The following is a 17,312-nucleotide window of genomic DNA, read 5'->3' as shown; positions in this document are numbered from 1 at the left end:
TCTCTCAAGCCTATCACTTCAAACCTAATCCCTCAATTATACCAAACCGGCGTCGGTTTTCCCAAGTCGAAATCCTGGAAACCGAAATCATCAGTTTCATAAGCATTCATTTTAAAAATATTGTTGCCTTGTCCAGGAATTTGTGGATAAAATGAAACTGATAGTTGAAAGGAATTGAACACTAAATAATCATTCCTGATAATAAAACCGGCGCTGAAAGAGGAGTATAGCTTGCTTTTTAAAATAGACTCACCTTCATCGCCCAACGCTGCTGCAGTAAAATTGACATACGGATTTAAGCGAAAGCCCCACACTTCCCATGGAGAGTAAAATTGGGTCTGTAAGGAAAGAACGTATTTCTTCGTTCCCATAAGGTCACTATCAAAACCTGGAATGCCGGCACCTTGCTTTAGATCATAATTATTATCGTAAACCCCTCTGAATTTGTTTTTTTGATCAATGGTGATTCGGTCACCTTCAGATGGCAGTCTGTTCGTGCCAATAAGTATTTGAGGTTTTACAAATTGACGCATTTTCCAATTGTTGCCCAAAGAAATCAGATTTGTAAAGTACTTGGCTTGTAAGGAAATGGTTGTTTGTTCCAGATGGCTATGATCCACAAAAGTGCCTATTTCAAAACTAGTGCTCAAAAAACCCCATTTAAAATAATTACCATGAGATGCTCTGGCTCCAAGGTACATGCGGTTATGTTGATTTTTTCGTTGGTAACCACCAGTGATGGCATATACCGTACCGATGGGGACGTCTTCAATAGTGCCGTCTCTAAATATATAATCGTCCTTGATAAATTGTCGGGAAGCAATGCCTATACTTCCCAAATAAAATGATTCGTTGGCAAAGTACCCTATACTGTCATAAGCGGCAGAAGGTCGTTCACGGTATCCTACATGCAAAAACCTCAAACTGCTAATAAGGTTAGTCGTACGTTCCTTTTCTGAAATACCATCAAATATTTTAAAAGCGTGCCCTCCCCAAAAATCTTGGGTGTGATATTTAAAGTTTTGTAAGTCAGGTTCGCCCTGAGCATTGTCAAGATATTCTTTATGATATTGTTCATCAAGGTAAATACCTCCAGCCCAACGTGTCAATGGGGAATAGAAAGGGCGTTCAATATCCAGGACTTTACTGTAATCGTCATCCAAGTCTATTCTGTAAGCCAAGGTGGTTTCGATGAATGTATTGTTAATGTTGGGTACAGTATAGTTCATTTCGTAGCCATAGTTGCTATCCTCCAGGCTTTTAGTAACACTGTTATTGAATTCGTGCCCAAATCCGAGGAAATTTCGGTTCTTCAGCCTTAACTTAGTTTTTGAAGTAGAAATGGTCGCTGAGGGAATCAAACTCCAAGAGTCCAAAACCTCTATATGAAGATCAATAGAATCTTTGGAAACCCCTACATCTTTAGCAGTGACTTCAACGCGTCTTATATAATTCTGTGCCCTGATCAGACGCTCGGATTCATTTAGTAGAAGCGTATCCAAAGCTGTATTTTCCTTAACGAGCAAGGTATTTCTTATGGCAAAGGCTTTGGTTTTGATATGAATAAAATTTCCTGTTTTTTCGATCCAACTATTTGCAGTTTGGGTACTGTCCGTAAATGAAAACCCGAAGGGATCATGGCTTTGGATCGTGATATTCCGGATAATCTTTCCTTCAAATGGCGCTAAATCTTGCTTCGGACGATTTTTTGGCGATTTTTCCGGTCTTTTTGCGGTAGATCTAAAAATGAGCTTATGTAGCGCCTTGGTGAATTTCTTTTTCTCTGAATAGTCTTCTATTTTTTGGTACATAGAATCCTTTTTGGTTGTGTTTACTTGCGCTTCAACCATTGCATGACAACAGTAAAAGAAGATGACAAAAAGGAAGGTTTTTAATGGCATAAGTGAAAAGGGGATTCAAAAAACTTCCCACAAATATAATCCAATTCAAAAGGTTAAAAATATAATTTACGCGTGAAATTATATTTTGAATTCCGATACCGTGGCGGCCGCAATACCTTAAAATCGGATTGCAGAACAAATCATATTTGCTTGCAGGGCAACTACTGTTTAATGCTGAACTGAATTTGTTGTTTTTCAAACGGTTAATGTAAAGATGTACTAAATGGCGCTGAATTAAAATTTAGTTCAAGTTCGCAAATCGTGTGTTGCAAATAAATTTATATCAAATCCAATTAATGTCTCTTTTCTTTTCTCATAAAACAGTTACCTTTGTTCTTTAGCTAAAAATTATAATTTTTATGAGTAAGCAGAGCAAACGTAGAGAAGCATTAGTATATCATGCAAAACCGACTCCAGGAAAAATTGAGGTGGTTCCTACCAAAAAATACGCGACACAACGCGATTTGTCGTTAGCCTATTCTCCAGGTGTTGCAGAACCCTGTTTGGAAATTGCCAGAAATGTCAATAATGTCTATAAATATACGGCCAAGGGCAATTTGGTAGCGGTGATAACTAATGGTACCGCAGTTTTAGGACTTGGAAATATTGGCCCTGAAGCATCAAAACCTGTAATGGAAGGAAAGGGTTTGCTCTTTAAGATTTTTGCCGATATTGATGTATTTGATATTGAGATCGACACTGAAAACGTTGAGGAATTCATCCAAACGGTCAAAATGATTGCGCCTACCTTTGGTGGGATCAATCTGGAGGATATCAAAGCGCCTGAAGCTTTTGAAATTGAACGTCGTTTAAAGGCCGAGTTGGAGATTCCAGTAATGCATGATGATCAACATGGTACAGCAATAATTTCTGCTGCGGCCTTATTGAATGCTTTGGAACTCGCTGATAAAAAAATAGAAGACGCTCAAATTGTCATCAGTGGTGCTGGAGCAGCGGCTATTTCTTGTACGCGTTTGTACCAAGCTTTTGGCGCCAAACGTGAAAATATCGTCATGTGTGACAGCAAGGGGGTTATTAGACAAAACAGAACGAATTTAACTGCAGAAAAAGCGGAATTTGCCACACATCGCGAGATAGAAACTCTGGAGGATGCTATGAAAAATTCGGATGTGTTTATCGGCTTGTCCACTTCAAATGTTGTTTCGCCTAAAATGCTGTTGTCTATGGCAGATAATCCAATTGTCTTTGCCATGGCCAATCCAGATCCAGAAATTGAATACCAATTGGCCTTAGATACACGCAAGGATGTTATTATGGCCACAGGGCGTTCTGACCACCCTAACCAGGTGAATAATGTTCTTGGCTTTCCATATATCTTTAGAGGTGCATTAGATGTAAGAGCCACTAAAATCAATGAGGCCATGAAAATGGCTGCGGTTGAGGCCCTCGCTAAGTTGGCAAAACAAAACGTCCCAGAACAGGTCAATATCGCCTATGGTGAGACCCGTTTGACATTTGGAAGGGATTATATTATCCCTAAACCATTTGACCCACGTTTAATTATAGAGGTTCCTCCAGCGGTGGCACAAGCAGCAATGGACAGTGGCGTAGCCAAGGAACCGATAAGTGATTGGGATAAATATCGCGATCATTTGAGAGAGCGTTTGGGATCTGACAATAAAATTGTCAGATTATTGACCAATAGGGCAAAAATGGATCCTAAGCGTGTGGTTTATGCAGAAGCTGACCATTTAGACGTGTTGAAGGCTGCACAAATTGCTTATGATGAAGGCATCGCCATTCCGATTTTGTTGGGAAGAAGAGAAACCATTTTGAGTTTGATGGCTGAGATTGAATTTGATTCTGATGTTGAAATCATCGATCCCAAAACTGATGACGAAGAAAAGCGTCGTAATAGATATGCTGAAGTATATTGGTCGCAACGCAAGCGCAAAGGTGTTACTCTGTACTCTGCACAGAAGTTGATGAGAGAGCGTAATTATTTTGCCGCTATGATGGTCAATGAGGGTGATGCTGATGCTTTGATTTCTGGTTTTTCAAGAAGTTACCCATCAGTTGTAAAGCCTATGTTGGAACTCATTGGTTTGGCAAAAGGAGCGTCTCGAATTGCTACCACCAACTTGATGATGACTCGTCGTGGACCTATGTTTTTGAGTGATACCTCAATCAATATAGATCCACCAGCGGAAGATTTGGCGACCATTGCACAAATGACGGCGAGAACCGTTAGAATGTTTGGGATGGAACCTGTCATGGCAATGATTTCATTTGCCAACTTCGGATCTTCCCCAAGTCTGAAGGCAACAAAAGTAAGAGACGCCGTCAAAATTTTGCACGAATGCAATCCTGATTTGTTGGTGGATGGTGAGTTGCAAACTGACTTTGCACTCAATCAAGATATGCTTCAAGAGAATTTTCCGTTTTCGAAATTGGCTGGTAAAAAAGTCAATACGCTTGTTTTTCCAAATTTGGATTCGGCAAACATTACCTATAAACTTTTAAAGGAACTCAATGGTGCAGAATCTATCGGGCCGATTATGATGGGCATGCGTAAACCGGTGCACATCCTACAGTTGGATGCCAGTGTGGATGAAATAGTCAACATGACCGCCATTGCCGTTATTGATGCCCAACAAAAAGAGAGAAGGGAGCAAGAAGTTAAAGCAGCTTTAGAAAAAGAATCAGCTTTGTAATGAAAATAATTTTATTACATTTGAGTCTTTAACCAAAGCCAACACATGATTACACATATTCAAGGGAAACTTGTTGAAAAAAATTTAACTGATGTTGTAATTGACTGCAATGGTGTGGGCTATCTGATCAATATTTCACTAAACACTTATTCTCAAATTCCCGACGGCGACTTCCTTAAACTGTATACCTATTTGCAGGTCAAGGAGGATTCGCACTCTTTGTTTGGTTTTTCTTCAAAGGCTGAACGTGAGATTTTTAAATTGCTGATTTCTGTGAGTGGCGTGGGTGCAAGTACCGCCCGCACTATGTTGTCTTCTTTGACACCAAAGCAGGTGAGGGAGGGAATTGCGCATGGTGATGTGGCCTTAATGCAATCCGTTAAAGGTATTGGAGCCAAAACCGCAGCTCGTGTGATTTTGGACTTGAAAGATAAAGTGCTAAAAATATATGATATTGATGATGTTTCTACAATCAAAAACAATACGAACAAAGATGAAGCGTTATCTGCTTTAGAGGTACTCGGATTTGCACGAAAACAAGCAGAACGTGTTGTCGAGAAAATAGTTAACCATCAACCCGATGCTAATGTAGAGGTCATTATAAAAGAGGCATTAAAAAATTTATAACCGATTTTGAGTACAACCAATCCTAGCTTATCATTATCATTAATACGTTTATGGCTCATAGGCTTGGCTTTGTTTATTGGTCAAATTGGATATTCACAGGAAATTCCCGCAACTCAGGATTCGACTAAAACAGGATACGCACTGGGCCGAATCAAAATGCCCGACCCCAATAGCATCGTATCCAAGTACACTTACGACCCCAATACTGACCGGTATATCTTTACGCAAACGGTAGGACGTTTCAATATCAACTATCCGTTAATTCTGACGCCAAAGGAATATCAGCAGTTGGTGCTCGAAGAAAATCTAAAGAATTACTACAAGCAAAAAGTTGATGCCGCTGAAGGTAAAAAAGAAGGTACCGAAGATCAACAAAAAAATCTTCTTCCTGAATTTTACGTTAACTCTGGATTCTTTGAAACCCTTTTTGGGGGCAATACCATTGAGGTCATTCCACAAGGTTCAGTAGAAATGGATTTGGGTGTTTTGTTTACCAAACAGGACAATCCATCCTTTTCACCACGTAACCGGAGTAATTTTACCTTCGATTTTGATCAACGTATCAGTTTGAGTTTATTGGGAAAAGTGGGTACGAGACTTCAAGTTACGGCAAATTACGATACACAGTCCACTTTTGATTTTCAAAACCTGATCAAGTTGGAATACACACCAACCGAAGACGATATTGTTCGAAAAATTGAAGTAGGTAACGTGAGTATGCCACTCAATAGCTCTTTAATTACGGGAGCTCAAAGCTTGTTTGGTGTCAAAACCGAACTGCAGTTTGGAAAGACCAAAGTAACCGCCGTATTCTCTGAGCAAAAATCGCAGTCGCGCTCCGTCGTGGCACAAGGTGGTGGAACGCTTGAGGAGTTTTCGTTTTACGCACGTGATTATGATGAAAACCGACACTTTTTCCTCGCGCACTATTTCAGGGATCGCTATGATGTTGCCTTAGAGCGGTATCCGCATATCAACAGTAATGTTCAAATTACTCGCATTGAGGTTTGGGTGACCAACAGGAGCAATCAGACCGATAACGTCAGGAATATAGTTGCTTTCCAAGATCTTGGAGAGTCGCAACGTGTGGGTTCTACGGTCAACATCTTAAGACCTGGGCCACTTCCAGATAATAAAAACAATGGATTTGACCCAACCAATATTGGCGGTGCAGGTTCAAATTTGACCAATGCGGTAAGAGATATTACCAGAGTGGAGCAAGGCATCAACATTCCGGCCAATGAAGGTTTTGATTTTGGGAAATTGGAGAATGCCAAAAAGTTGACGGAAGGTTATGATTATACACTCCAAACCCAATTAGGATATATCTCCTTGAACCAACGTTTGCAAAATGATGAGGTTTTGGCCGTGGCCTTCCAATATACTGTTGGAAATAATGTATACCAGGTTGGGGAGTTTGCCAATGACGGTGTAGAGGCTACAGGATCGTCAACAGATCCGGTATCGGGAAATACGGTGGTCAACAATAACAATCTTGTGTTAAAGATGTTGAAAAGTGCCATCACAAATGTCAATCAGCCTATTTGGGATTTGATGATGAAAAACATTTACGACTCTGGGGCCTATCAACTGAGTCGGGAAGATTTCAAATTAAACATTTTTTACACAGAATCTTCGGCATTAAATTATATCAAACCAGTAAATGGAACAACGTTTCCGCCGTATGACAATAATACCTCAGATCCTTCTGATGACACAGAAATAACAGAAACCCCATTAATCCGACTTTTTCATTTGGATCGATTGAACTATAATAATGATCCACAGCAAAATGGAGATGGATTTTTTGATTTTGTTCCGGGAATTACAGTAGTGCCCCAAAATGGAAAGATCATTTTTACAAAAGTGGAACCTTTCGGGAAATATTTATTTGATGTGTTGGCCGATCCTGCTTATCCTACAGACTATAATGATCCAACCTATACCAACCCAAATCAGGAAAAATATGTCTATGATATTCTCTACAAAGGCACAAAAACAGCTGCTTTAGAAGAATCAGAAAAAAATAAATTCCAGTTGAAAGGTCGCTACAAATCATCAGGCGGTGAAGGGATTGCCATTGGCGCTTTTAACGTGCCACGGGGTTCTGTGAAAGTCACTGCTGGTGGACGTGTGTTGGTGGAAGGCGTGGATTATACCGTTAACTATCAATTGGGGCGTGTTGAAATTTTGGATCAAGCCTTGAAAGCATCCAATACGCCAATCAATGTTTCAGTGGAGAACAATGCTGTTTTTGGACAGCAGACCAAGCGGTTTACGGGGTTGAATGTTGAACATCAATTCAATGAAAACTTTGTATTGGGCGCCACTTTCTTAAATCTTAACGAGCGACCAATCACCCAAAAATCCAATTATAATTCCGAATCAATCAACAATACCATTTTTGGGTTTAATGGCAATTATTCTACGGAAGTACCATTCTTGACCCGATTGGCAAACAAATTACCAAATGTTGATACGGATGTTCCTTCCAATCTATCGGTCAGAGGAGAATTTGCCTACCTTCTTCCAGGAGCGCCTAAAGGCGCAGATTTTCAAGGTGAGGCTACGGCTTATGTTGATGATTTTGAAGGTTCACAGGGAAGTATCGATTTGTTATCGCCTCAATCCTGGTTTTTATCGAGTAGACCTAAAAATTTGGGCTTATTGCCTAATGAGGATGAAATAGGGATACAAAACGGGTTTAACAGAGCACATCTGAACTGGTACACTATTGACCCTATTTTTTATAGTAATCAACGTCCCAGTGGAATAACAGATAATGACGTATCGAATCTCTACACCAGACGGGTGTTTATTGATGAAATTTTCCCGGAACGCGATTTGGTGCAGGGACAGAACACCTACATTCCAACCTTGGATTTGGCTTATTACCCAACCGAAAGAGGGCCTTATAATTTTCAGGAACAAAACATTGATTATCCAAATACCTTAACCCGACCTCAGGATAGTTGGGCAGGAATCACACGTGCCATAACCAGTACCGATTTTGAACAGGCCAATGTTGAGTATATTGAGTTTTGGGTACAAGATCCTTTTTTGGACAACACATCCAATCTTGGAGGGAAATTGCTTATAAATTTAGGTAATATTTCAGAAGACATTATTAAGGATGGTAAAAAGCAATATGAAAACGGATTGCCTGAAAATGGAGATATCAGTGGGTTGCAGGTTACCGATTTTGGTACCGTAGTACCACGCAACCAATCTTTGATTTATGCATTTTCGAGTACGGGACAAAATCGAACCAACCAGGATGTTGGATACGACGGTTTTGATGATGCTGAAGAAATAGCCAGATTCGGATCGCAATTTGGAGCTGATCCATCAAATGACAACTATACGTATTTCCTTCAGGCGGACGGCAATATTTTCGATCGTTATAAGAGATATAACGGCTCGGAAGGAAATTCGCCGGATATATTTTCAGATACCAACCGTGGCTCCACGACACAGCCCGATGTAGAGGATATCAACAGAGATAACACAATGAATACCATTGATAGTTATTATGAATATGAAATTGACATCACACGGGCAAGTTTGGACAATCCAAACAATAGTTTGATCAACGACGTTAAAACCAGAAATATCACTTTGCCAAATGGTGACAACCGTGATGTGAGATGGTACCAATTTAGAATTCCGATTGATGCTGCTACACGAGCCATTGGAGGGATTTCTGATATTCGCTCTGTGCGGTTTGCAAGAATGTATATGAAAGGATTTTCGCAAACGACCGTGATGCGGTTTGCAACTTTAGATTTGGTAAGAAGTGATTGGAGACGTTACACGCTTGACCTGGACAATAATCCTAACAACAATAGTTCGGATGCTTCATTCAGTGTTGGGGTCGTAGGTTTGCAGGAAAACGAAGGAAATTATGTACTGCCTCCAGGAGTGGAGTTGGAACAACTCAACAACAATAATAATATCATCCGACAAAACGAACAGTCTTTGGTGGTTGAGGTATGTGATCTGGAAGGTGATGATTCTCGTGGGGTTTATAAAAATATTAGCATTGACATGCGGCAGTATAAAAAACTAAAAATGTTTATGCATGCCGAAGGATTGGAAGGCAGGACCTTGAACCCTGGTGAAATGATCGGTTTTATCAGAATGGGTAATGACTTTACCCAGAACTTCTATGAGATTCAAGTGCCTTTAAACGTTGTTGCTGGTACAGCCCGTGATCAAGTTTGGCCATCTGAAAATGAAATTGATATTAGTTTGGAGGTATTACAAAAAATCAAGGCCTTAGGCATTAGTGATGGCTCTTTGTCCAATCCAGATCCAACCGTTTATAATGTCACGCCATCAGGTCCCGAACTGGCCTCTCCGGGAGATAATTTTGAGGTAGGTCAAACGAGAGTGAGTATAAAGGGAAATCCTAATTTTGGAGATGTCAGAGTGCTTATGGTTGGGGTTAAAAACAATACTACAGCTACCTATTTATGCGGAAAAGTCTGGTTTAACGAGCTCCGTCTTTCTGATTTGGATAATGAAGGTGGTTGGGCGGCTATTTTGAGTATGGACTCCAATATTGCCGACTTTGCCGACATTAGTGCCACCGGAAGACAGAGTACCGTAGGATTTGGAAGCTTGGAGCAACGACCAAATGAGCGCAGTCGTGAGGATGTCATGCAATATGATGTGGTCACTAATGTGAACCTCGGCCAGCTATTGCCTAAAAAATGGGGAATTCAATTACCGTTCAATTATGCTCAAAGTGAAGAGATGATCACTCCAAAATATGATCAATTCTACAATGATTTAACCTTGGATTCTAGGCTAGATGCTGCTAGTTCTTCAGCTGAAAAAGAACAAATCTTAGAACAGTCGGAAGATTACACCAAACGGAAGAGCATCAACTTTATTGGGGTTAGAAAACAACGGACTGGTGATCAGAAACCTCGTTTTTATGATGTGGAGAATTTGACCTTCAATTATTCGTACAACAAAGTTGACCACCGGGATTTTGAGATTGAACGCGCCCTGGATCAAAATCTTCGAACCGGTGTTAATTACGCCTATAATTTCAATCCAATTACCATTGAGCCGTTCGCTAAGAATGATTCTATTTTTAAAAGCAGATACGCCAAAATCCTGAAAGATTTTAACTTCAACCTGTTGCCTAATAGTTTTACGGTCAATTCGGATATTTTGCGTCAGTTCAACAAGCAGAAATTTAGAGAGGTTGAACTTGGAGGCAGTAATATCGGACTTGAAGAGTTGTTCCGAAGAAACTACAGATTTGATTTTCAATACGCCATAAATTATAAACTTTCAAAATCCTTGAGTTTAAATTTCTCGGCCAATAACACCAATATCGTCCGAAACTATTTCGTTGATGATATTATTAATGGAAAACAGGATCCTACACTGGATATCTGGGATGGATTTTTTGACTTGGGCGATCCAAATATCCAAAACCAACAATTACAACTCAATTATGAAATTCCTCTATATAAGATTCCTACCTTTAGTTTCTTAAAAGCGACCTATTCCTATACGGGCGATTTCCAATGGCAAAAAGGTTCTGATCTGAACAATAATCTGCCATTACTTGATGAAACTACAGGGACCACACAAACCTATAATCTCGGAAACTCAATACAGAATGCCAATACACATAACATCAATTCCACCTTCAACATGGAAACACTTTACAAGTATGTCGGATTGGTAAGAAAGGACGCTAGGAAAACGAGTGCTCAAGGACGAACTGCGGGGCCTCCGGGAATTCAAAGAAGGGGTGAATCAGCCAATAGAGAGAATGAAGTTAAGCCTGTAGATGAATCGAGCGTTGGCACTAAAGTGTTCAATACCTTTGTGGATATCGCCACCATGGTAAAGCGTTTGCAGATTAATTATAGCGAAAATAACGGGACATTTTTACCAGGTTACTTAAGAACACCAGGATTTATCGGTACGCTTAAACCAACTTTTGGCTATACTTTTGGAAGCCAGAGTGATATTAGAGACATGGTGGCAAGAAATGGATGGTTGACGGTCTATCCTGATTTCAACCAACAATATACGGAAGTAGCCAACCGTAGCTTGGATGTATCGGCCAATATTGAAGTCATCAAAGATTTGAAAATCGATTTGATTGGTAGTAGAATGTATTCTGAAAATACCAATGAAAACTTTAATGCAATAGATTCCAATGGTGATGGATTGAGTGATGTTTACAATTCATTGATTACCAATTCCTTTGGTAATTTCAATATTTCAACCTCACTTATAAAAACAGCATTTAGCCCAAGTGACGAGACACAGTCGGCTGCTTTTGATGATTTTAGGGCCAATCGATTAGTGGTAGCCAGACGTTTGGCCCGTAATTTTTATGGCAACGATACGTATCCTGTAGATACCGAAGGTTATCCTGTTGGGTATGGTAAAAATAATCAGGCGGTTTTATTGCCAGCCTTTTTATCTGCTTATCAAGGATCTGATGCAGGTAGTGTAAGCTTGAGTGCATTTAGGGATATTCCAATTCCAAATTGGACTTTAAAATATACTGGTTTAATGCGCTTAAAGTGGTTTAAGGACAAATTCAAGCGTTTTTCTGTAACTCATGGCTACCGCTCTGGGTACACCATCAACCAGTTCCGTACCAATCTGGATTATGACGAAAGCAACCCGGCCGAACTTGATCAGGGAGGAAACTTTAAGAACAAAACTTTATTTAGCAATATTAACTTAGAAGAACAATTCAGTCCGTTGATGAAATTGGACTTTGAGATGCAGAATTCGGTAAAAATTATGGCTGAAATTAAAAAAGATAGAATTCTGTCTTTAAGTTTTGACAATAATTTGTTGACAGAAATAAAAGGAAACGAATATATTTTAGGATTGGGATATCGAATCAAGAATGTTAGAATCCGATCTAAAATGGCTGGTCCTACCCAAATTATTACTGCCGATTTGAATATGATGGCCGATATTTCAGTGCGTGATAACAAAACCATCATTAGATATCTTGATTTAGAGGATAATCAAGTAACCTCAGGACAAACGATATGGAGCCTGAAATATAAGGCAGATTATGCTTTCAGTAAAAACCTGACCGGTATCTTCTATTTTGATTATACGTTTTCTGATTATGCCATCTCAACCGCATTCCCACAAACAACAATCAGATCAGGGATTACCTTGCGATATAATTTCGGGAATTAATTTTGATTAAAGGATTTTAAAAAAGTACATTTGCTTCACTCTTAAATTTATTACAAATGAATATACCAGCACAATTAAAGTATACAAAAGACCATGAATGGATTAGTATTGATGGGGATGTTGCAACTGTAGGAATTACAGATTTTGCTCAGGGCGAATTAGGTGATATTGTCTATGTAGAAGTGGAAACTTTAGATGAGACTTTAGAACGAGATGAGATTTTTGGCACCGTTGAGGCTGTAAAAACAGTTTCTGATTTATTCTTACCGCTTTCAGGTGAAATAATAGAGTTCAATACTGTTCTTGAAGACGAGCCGGAAAAAGTGAATTCAGATCCTTATGGCGAAGGTTGGATGATTAAAATAAAGATTTCAGATCCTTCCGAGGTGGAAAATTTGCTTTCAGCTGATGCCTATAAAAAGGTGATAGGTGCGTAAATCTTGGGCATTGGCCATATTGGTGGTTTACGCCATAGTATTATTGATATTAAGCTTGGTAAGTACTGTTGGCTTTGAAACCCTTGGGTCATCTTTTGATGATAAAATCAATCATTTTGGGGCCTATTTCCTTTTGACCATATTGATTTTGAATTATATCAATACGTTAAACCTAAAAAAGGGCCTTTTTTATGCCTTGATTATTGCCTCAATCTATGGGATTATAATGGAAGTCCTTCAGAAATATTTGACCAATGCGAGAATGTTTGATGTTTATGATATGATTGCGAATGCTTTTGGTGCAATTATTGCAGTACTCTTTGTAACTATCTATAGAAAGTTAAAGTTAAAATAAATTAATCCCTTGCTTTTTTAACAAATTATTGGTTATTTTAGCATTCCTTAAACACTCAAAGCATATGGAACCGAAAAAAAATGTGAAAGCAGACGTTGGTAGAAATAGTTCTATCTATTTTGCCGTTGGTCTCGCTTTAATGTTATTGCTGACCAATTTGGCCATCAATTACAAAACTTACGATAAATCGGATATTGATATTGGAATGATTAATATGGACGATGAATTGGAAGAAGAAATTCCAATTACTGAACAGTTACAGACGCCACCACCACCACCGCCACCGCCACCAGTAGCACCGGAGGAGATTGAGATTGTCGAAGATGAAGAAGAGGTTGAGGAAACTGTTATTGAATCTTCAGAAACAAATCAAGAAGAAGAAATCGCTAAAGTTGAAGACGTTTTCGTTGAAGAAGCTCCTGAAGAGGATATTGAGGTACCATTTGCCGTAATTGAAAATGTACCTGTGTTCCCAGGTTGTGAAAAGGAAGTCGGCAATAATGCGAAGAAGCAATGTATGTCTGATAAGATAGCTGAATTTGTGAATAAAAAGTTTAATGTCGATTTGGCTTCAGAACTTGGTCTTTCAGGTAGACAGCGAATTAATGTGATCTTTAAAATAGATAAGTCTGGAAATATCACAAACGTTCAAGCAAGAGCACCACATCCAGGACTAGAGAAAGAAGCACAACGTGTTATTGGATTGCTTCCTAAAATGTTGCCTGGAAAACAACGTGGTAAAGCGGTAACCGTACCGTATTCTTTACCTATACTTTTCCAAGTGCAAGATTAATATTTGAATCTTAACAAAATAAAACCCTGAGGTGAAAGCTTCGGGGTTTCGTGTTTTTACGCTTCTTTGAAGCAGTCGGAATTTCCTCGAGGGGAGTATTGGGACAGAACTTAAAAATCCCGTCTAAACAATTTAGGCGGGATTTTCGTTTTTGGTACGTTTGTTGTGATTTTATGATATTATTAACACTCTCAATACGTATATTATGAAGCATTTAACAAAATCAAGCGAAATTGCTGGTCAGAGCAAGGTTCGCAGTGTGAATTCACACAAACATGATGCAAATTTACAAAAGAATTCAACGCTTTATTTCCAGATAGGCCTGATTCTTTGTTTGCTGTTTACCTATGGGCTCTTTGAAATGAAGTTCGTAGCAAAAACCTATGATTTGGCTCAAGTCGAGCCCAGGGATAAGGTTGTTGAAGTGATGCCGATCAACTTTAAATTGGAAAAAGAAGTATTTGAAAAGAAAACTGAACTCAATATTGATGTTCTCACCAAGGATCCGATTATTGAAGATGATGATTTTGTTGAGACCTTACCAACACAGCTTTTGACCGAGAGCCCAACCTTATCGGCGGACCCATTGGATATTCAGGATATCGTTATTTATGAGAGGGATGATAGTGATGATTTAGATTTAAAGATCTTTAGTACTATAGGTGTTGAAATAGCGCCTATTTACCCTGGCTGTGAATCTGAAAAGAATAATGAAGGGCGCTTAAAATGCATGTCCGATAAATTATCAAATCTTGTGCAAAAGAAATTTGATAAAGATATGGCCTCAGAACTTGGGCTATCAGGAGTTCAAAAAATAGCCGTCGTTTTTAAAATTGATAAGCATGGAAGTGTAACAGATATACAAACACGAGCACCTCGTCCTGAATTGGAGAGGGAAGCCCAAAGGATTGTGGAACAAATTCCAACGATGATTCCCGGTAAACAAAGAGAACGGCCTGTTACGGTCCAATACGTATTGCCCATTATTTTTAAAGTAAACTAGTAAAATATCGTTTGTTTTATTAAAACCGCTATCCGTTCTGATAGCGGTTTTTTAGTGGGCTAATTTTGAAAAAAACAGTATCTTTCGCCAGTTAAAAAGCTTGTAGCCATCTATGAAGAACTTCTTCTTAATTGTTTTCGTCAGTTTTCAGCTCAATAGTTTATCCCAAAATATTGAAATTTACGAAAAACCTCCTGTGTTTGTAGGTTGTGAAGAACAGTCTATTGATGTTTTAAAAACTTGCTTCAACAACAAGCTTAACCAATTTATATTTGAAAACTTTAAAGTCTCTCAAGAAGCTTTTCAGGACGGCTATAAAGGAGATGTGAAAGTGCTTTTTGAAGTTGATAAAGAAGGCCATATAAGTGTGGTTTACGTGGATGCCATTTATGATGTTTTAAAGGAAGAAACGAAACGCGTATTTCAATCTCTGCCGAAAATTCGGCCTGGAACTTATAATGGAAAACCAACATTTTATCAATATTCTTTGACCATTAAAATTCCCTTGGTTGATCCTGAAAACATAAAGAATACTGCTCCCGAAGAAACAGCAAGCCTTAAAAAGTTTGTTGATCTCAACGAGATTGTATCTAACGAGTTTGATAGCATAACCAAGAACATCGTCAAATATCAAGGTCTTGAATATAGTAGCCAGTTAAACATTCCCTTCACCCATCAATACTATTCTCGGTTTGATGCCAACATGAATGGTTTGGGAACAAACAGTCATACCGCATCGAAACCATTTGTATATGAGGATGTTGCTCAATATTATGATTTTAAAGCGGAAAAGGAATCCCTAAAAATGGGCTCGGACGGCTGGTGGGGCAGAAAACTGTGGGATGAGCATTTAGTCCAAATTCAGGGTGAAGATTATTGGTTTTCCATTGATCCTGTTTTTGATTTGCAGGTGGGTAAGGATACTGATGCCGATTTCAACACCACTTTCAACAATACCAGAGGGATATATATTCAGGGCGGCTTGGGCAAAAAGTTCAGTTTTTCTACGTCCGTCTTCGAAAGTCAAGGAAGATTTGCCCAATATTACAACCAATATGCCGAAAGTTTAAAAGCATTTGGTCCTGATCCTGCCATTGTTCCAGGAAGGGGGATAGGGAAACGATTTAAGGACGATGCCTATGATTATCCAGTTGCTGAAGCCTATTTGTCCTATGCACCAGCAAAATTCATAAATTTTCAATTTGGACATGGCAAGAATTTTATAGGAGATGGCTATCGTTCGCTCTTTCAAAGTGATGTGGCTTCCCCGCAGACTTTTTTGAAATTAAACACCAAATTTTGGAAAATAAAATACACCAGTACATGGATGTGGCTCCGTGACGTCCGCGATGCTGTAGTTGAAGACAAGGCTTTCTTGACCAAATATATGGCCAATCATTATTTGAGTTGGAATGTGTCCAAACGACTCAATATTGGTCTTTTCGAATCCGTAATGTGGACCGATACCAATGGTAGAGGTTTTGATATTAATTATCTCAACCCCATCATCTTTTTTAGAGCTATTGAATTTGAAGCTGGGCAAGGGTCGGGGAATGCTGTTTTGGGAGCGTCGGCAAAATACAAATGGAATAATAAGGTCAATTTATACGGGCAATTTATCTTGGATGAATTTTCGTTAAGCGATGTTAAGGCAGGAGACAAAAGTTGGAAGAATAAATTCGGATATCAGTTGGGAGCCAAATATTACGATGCCTTCAAAGTTGATAATCTAATGTTACAGTTGGAATATAACCAGGTAAGGCCTTATACATATTCGCACAATACCATTGTCAATAATTATGGACATTTCAATCAACCCATGGCTCATTTATGGGGAGCCAACTTTAGGGAATTCATTGTAATTGGACATTATAATTACGAAAGATGGTTTGCCGATGCCAAATTTATTTTTGGAACTCGGGGTCTGGATTTTAATGATGGGATAGATAATTTCAGTTATGGAGGCGATATTTATAGAAATTATAATGAACGTCCTTTTGACAAGCACGTGAAGATTGGTCAGGGTAACAAGACCAAAACCTTTAATGCCGAATTGCAAGCGGGCTATATTATTAATCCGGTGAGTCATTTAAAGGTATTTACCAACATCAGTTTTAGAAACTTTAATCCAGAAGCCACTACAGAAACTACATTTAAATCAAGTTCCACCTGGTTTAATCTCGGTATCAAGACAGATCTGTTCAATTGGTATTTTGACAATTAAGAATTCCTGCGCAGGCAGGAATCTCCTTTACATCGGCATCATCTTCCAGTCATATACTTTTTTTAATAGGATGGTGAGGCGATATGAGTCGTTC

At 38.9% G+C, this 17,312-nt stretch carries 9 protein-coding genes; 8 read left to right on the top strand and 1 reads right to left on the bottom strand.

Annotated features, from left to right (window positions below; genetic code table 11):
• Nucleotides 1-32: 32 nt before the first annotated feature.
• Nucleotides 33-1,901 carry a hypothetical protein gene (locus tag MWU32_RS04025; protein WP_246938022.1) on the bottom strand — a complete coding sequence of 623 codons (1,869 nt, stop codon included), beginning with the start codon at nt 1,899-1,901 and terminating at the stop codon, nt 33-35.
• Nucleotides 1,902-2,260: 359 nt separating this feature from the next.
• Here MWU32_RS04025 and MWU32_RS04020 point away from each other — a divergent pair, with 359 nt between their 5' ends.
• The 8 genes from MWU32_RS04020 (at nt 2,261) to MWU32_RS03985 (ending at nt 17,218) form a co-directional block, all read left to right on the top strand.
• Nucleotides 2,261-4,576 (top strand): NADP-dependent malic enzyme, encoded by a 2,316-nt coding sequence (locus MWU32_RS04020; RefSeq protein ID WP_246938020.1) that lies wholly within the window; start codon nt 2,261-2,263, stop codon nt 4,574-4,576.
• A gap of 45 nt (nt 4,577-4,621) precedes the next feature.
• Nucleotides 4,622-5,203 carry a Holliday junction branch migration protein RuvA gene (gene ruvA / locus MWU32_RS04015; protein ID WP_246938018.1) on the top strand — a complete coding sequence of 194 codons (582 nt, stop codon included), beginning with the start codon at nt 4,622-4,624 and terminating at the stop codon, nt 5,201-5,203.
• Between the two features lie 6 nt (nt 5,204-5,209).
• Nucleotides 5,210-12,406 carry a cell surface protein SprA gene (sprA, locus tag MWU32_RS04010; RefSeq protein ID WP_410744439.1) on the top strand — a complete coding sequence of 2,399 codons (7,197 nt, stop codon included), beginning with the start codon at nt 5,210-5,212 and terminating at the stop codon, nt 12,404-12,406.
• 56 nt (nt 12,407-12,462) lie between these two features.
• Nucleotides 12,463-12,843, top strand: a complete 381-nt coding sequence (gcvH, locus tag MWU32_RS04005) for a glycine cleavage system protein GcvH (RefSeq protein WP_246938016.1) — start codon at nt 12,463-12,465, stop codon at nt 12,841-12,843.
• A complete protein-coding gene (locus MWU32_RS04000; RefSeq protein WP_246938014.1) occupies nt 12,836-13,198 on the top strand; it encodes a VanZ family protein in 363 nt (120 codons plus the stop codon). The genes gcvH and MWU32_RS04000 overlap by 8 nt, the downstream gene beginning before the upstream one ends.
• A gap of 64 nt (nt 13,199-13,262) precedes the next feature.
• Nucleotides 13,263-13,991 (top strand): energy transducer TonB, encoded by a 729-nt coding sequence (locus tag MWU32_RS03995; RefSeq protein ID WP_246938012.1) that lies wholly within the window; start codon nt 13,263-13,265, stop codon nt 13,989-13,991.
• 205 nt (nt 13,992-14,196) lie between these two features.
• A complete protein-coding gene (locus MWU32_RS03990) occupies nt 14,197-14,994 on the top strand; it encodes an energy transducer TonB (protein ID WP_246938010.1) in 798 nt (265 codons plus the stop codon).
• A 112-nt stretch (nt 14,995-15,106) separates the two neighbouring features.
• A complete protein-coding gene (locus MWU32_RS03985) occupies nt 15,107-17,218 on the top strand; it encodes an energy transducer TonB (protein ID WP_246938008.1) in 2,112 nt (703 codons plus the stop codon).
• Nucleotides 17,219-17,312: the final 94 nt, after the last annotated feature.

The sequence above is a fragment of the Gelidibacter sp. F63206 genome, from assembly GCF_023015735.1.
Note: the sequence above shows the minus strand (reverse complement) of the source record. Positions and strands in the feature narration are given on the sequence as shown.